Origin of the sequence: Stenotrophomonas sp. HMWF023 (assembly GCF_003060985.1) — a bacterium.
GTDB lineage: Bacteria > Pseudomonadota > Gammaproteobacteria > Xanthomonadales > Xanthomonadaceae > Stenotrophomonas > Stenotrophomonas lactitubi.
Genome location: NZ_QAIJ01000093.1, coordinates 1 through 2,792, shown reverse-complemented (window position 1 = coordinate 2,792; position 2,792 = coordinate 1). Strand labels below are relative to the sequence as shown.

At 66.8% G+C, this 2,792-nt stretch carries 3 protein-coding genes and 1 pseudogene; 1 reads left to right on the top strand and 3 read right to left on the bottom strand.

Translation table 11 applies throughout. The features are described from left to right. Positions 1-856, bottom strand: an 856-nt coding sequence (locus DBR20_RS04675) for a putative peptide maturation dehydrogenase (RefSeq protein WP_146186952.1), incomplete at its 3' end; no start/stop codon positions are given. Next, entirely contained in the window at positions 853-978 is a 126-nt protein-coding gene (locus DBR20_RS22670) for a hypothetical protein (RefSeq protein WP_258223209.1), read from the bottom strand. The genes DBR20_RS22670 and DBR20_RS04675, both read right to left, overlap by 4 nt. Here DBR20_RS22670 and DBR20_RS04670 point away from each other — a divergent pair. Further along, a complete protein-coding gene (locus DBR20_RS04670) occupies positions 977-1,261 on the top strand; it encodes an NHLP-related RiPP peptide (RefSeq protein WP_080277674.1) in 285 nt (94 codons plus the stop codon). The two genes, DBR20_RS22670 and DBR20_RS04670, sit on opposite strands and share 2 nt — an antisense overlap. 7 nt (positions 1,262-1,268) lie before the next feature. Here the strand turns inward: DBR20_RS04670 and DBR20_RS22060 are convergent. After that, positions 1,269-2,792 (bottom strand): annotated as a pseudogene (locus DBR20_RS22060) (hypothetical protein); the annotation flags it as partial.

Here is a 2,792-nt window from a genome sequence, read left to right as displayed (position 1 = left end):
GGGCGTTGGCGAACCAGTGCTGACCGGCCAGCAGGCGTTGGCAGAAGCTGTCCAGGTCGCCGGGCGGCACCGCTATCGGGCCCAGTTCGTGTGCGGTGGCATGGTAGTGATAGAGGCCCGGCGGCAGTCCTTCCACATTGCGCGCCACTACATACGCTTCCAATGGATGCAGGCTGCCGGCCGATGGAATGTTCTTCTTGAGGAAGCGCACACCGGGTTCGGTTTCCACCTGCGCCTGCGCCATCAGCACCTGCTGCAGCAGCCGGGCCAGCATCGGCAACGGCACGGCGCGCGCACCATCGAAGTTGCGGCAGGTCGCACGCGCCTGCAGCTGCGCCTGCATCGGGTCCTCGTCACAGCGTGGCAAGGGCCGTGCACCGGGCAGCCGAGCCGGCGCTTCAGCGGGCGGCGTGCCGAAGCTGCGCACCAGGTCCTGCGCGGTCATAAGCTGGCTGCGCTCCATGTCGCCGACACTGTCCACGCCATCCCATCGCGAATGCTGGTAGTGCAGCGCCGATAGCGGCCACCATTGGCTGTCACGTACCTGCTGTTCGACCGCTGCTGCCTCGGCATGCACCGGATCATCGCTGACCAGCAGGCCCTGCTCCAGCAGCGACAGCACGAGTTGCCGTGCCTGCGGCTCTGCCGGTAGTGGCTGCCACTGCTCCGCGCTGCACTGGAGCAGCCACAGGCAGCTGACCGCATCGACCGTGCGTGGCGCCGGCAGATGCGCGGCGCGTACCTGCAAGGATTGTTCGAAGCCAACGCCACTGCCGCCGGCAAGCAGCGCATCCAAGTCGAAACGCGCCCGCTCCAGCGGTTCGACGATCATCGTCCTGCAGCGACGGAAGTTCATTCGATGCGCATCCGGAAGCGTGGGTGGCCGGCGATGATAGCGTGGTGGCTGATACGCACCATCAATTCCCGCTGCGCCCAGCCGATACTGTTTTTTTCCCCTCCCTGCCGGTAGTGAACCATGTCCCGTTCTCCTCTTTCCCCTGAAGTGGTCCAGACCCTGCTCAAGCACCTGGCCAGCGACGATGCCTTCCGCAGCGCGTTTGCCGCCGACCCGGCGAAGGCCCTGATTACGCTGGGCGCAGACGCTGACAGCGTTGCCGCCTGCAACACGCCGCTGGACTCGCTGGGCGGCAAGGAGGAATTTGCCCAGGCGGCGGCGCTGCTGAGCGAGCGCCTGGCCGCCACGGGACCGTTCAAGGTGCCCTTCATGTTCGAAAGCGGCCTGAAGGGACTGCAGGACTGACGCCCCTTCAGGGTGCCCCTGCCAGCTGCGGGCTGGCCGCATCGGCCAGCCGGCGCGCGTCGGCCACATTCAATGGCAGCAGAACCAGGGCACCGGCGTCTTCGGCGAAGGCCATGCCCGTGCGCTGGCGCAACCAGCGCTCCCGGCGCTGCACGGCCAGATCGCGGCCGAGCGCGCGATCGATATCCAGCTGCAGTACATGCCACTGGTACAGCGTGCCGTTGGCCAGCGGCTTCAACAGTGTCGAAGCGGCCTCTGCATTGCCGGCATCCAGCTCACCACGCGCGCGAAGCAGCAGCCATAGTTCCTGCAGCCGCGGGTCAGTACTGCGTTCAACCAGCGCCTGCAGTGCAGGCCGGCGGGAGCGCAGCTCGGCGTCCAGGCCGGCGCGCTGCAAGTGGTAGGCCACCGACAGCGCAATGAAAGCGCGATGGCGCGGTGCGGCGCCGACACCCTCATCGACTGCCGCCAGGGTGCGGTCCAGCAATCGTGCGTACTGCAGCCGGGACCCGCTGCCGTCGGCCTGTGCAGTCCATGCCAGCGACTGCAGGGCCAGGATGTCGCACAGCTCCGGCACATCGGCACACTGCTTCACGGCCTGCGTCATCTCAGCGGCCGCATCATCGGCCCGCCCCTGCAGGGCGAGGAGCCCGCTGTACTCCATGCGTGCGCCGAGCCCGCGCGACGTGATGGCTTCACTGCGTTCGTGCGCCTTTTGTACCTCCCCATCCAGCAGCAGCGCGACCGCTTCCAGCATGTCGCCGTGCCAGTTCGGCAACGCGCCTGCTTCCTTGAACGCAGCGACGGCGGCCTTGACCTCGCCACGCGCAAGCTGGGTGCGGCCAACGAAGGACAGGACCAGTGCGCGATGCGTCTGATGGCGTTCCAGCAGCGGCATCATGTCGGCCAGCGCGCCGTCATAGTCGCCATAGGCAAACAGGGCCATCGCGTGATTCATCCAGCCGGCCGGATCGTCCGGATACAGCTGGGTCAGCATCCGCCACTTTTCCGCACTGCGCTGCGGGGGTGCACCACTGAAATCCGCACCCCAGGCGTCCAGGTACAGCTGGTCGCGCGCGCTCAAGCGCGTGCGCCCCGACACCGCCTGGCGGTACAGTTCGCCAGCCGCCGACACGTTGCCCATGGCGTACTGCAGCCGCATCTGCCCGATGTAGGCAAAGGTGAACTGGGGATCCAGGCGAGTGGCCTGCTGGAAGAACAGCAACGCTTCGTCGAAACGCTCCTGCGCCAGCGCATCGCTGCCCTTGGCATAGGCATGCAGCGCATCAAGATTGGCGGTGGCCACCGTTGGCAGTGGTTTCTGCTCGCGGCTGACATCGTGCAGCGCCTCACCCAGGTCGCTGCGCAGTGCCTTCACCACGGTATCGGTGGAAGCCAGGATCGAATCCAGGCCATTGCCATCGGCGAAATGCGTGTACACCGTCTGCCCACTACGTGGGTCCACGACCTCCACACCCACCCGCACCTTGCCGTTGAGTTCGAGCACGTTGGGCATCAGCACCGCGCGCGC

Bases quoted from the DNA above. Each gene is read 5' to 3' on its own strand.
- DBR20_RS22670 (WP_258223209.1), bottom strand. From the start codon at position 978: ATGGTTCACTACCGGCAGGGAGGGGAAAAAAACAGTATCGGCTGGGCG.
- DBR20_RS04670 (WP_080277674.1), top strand. From the start codon at position 977: ATGTCCCGTTCTCCTCTTTCCCCTGAAGTGGTCCAGACCCTGCTCAAG.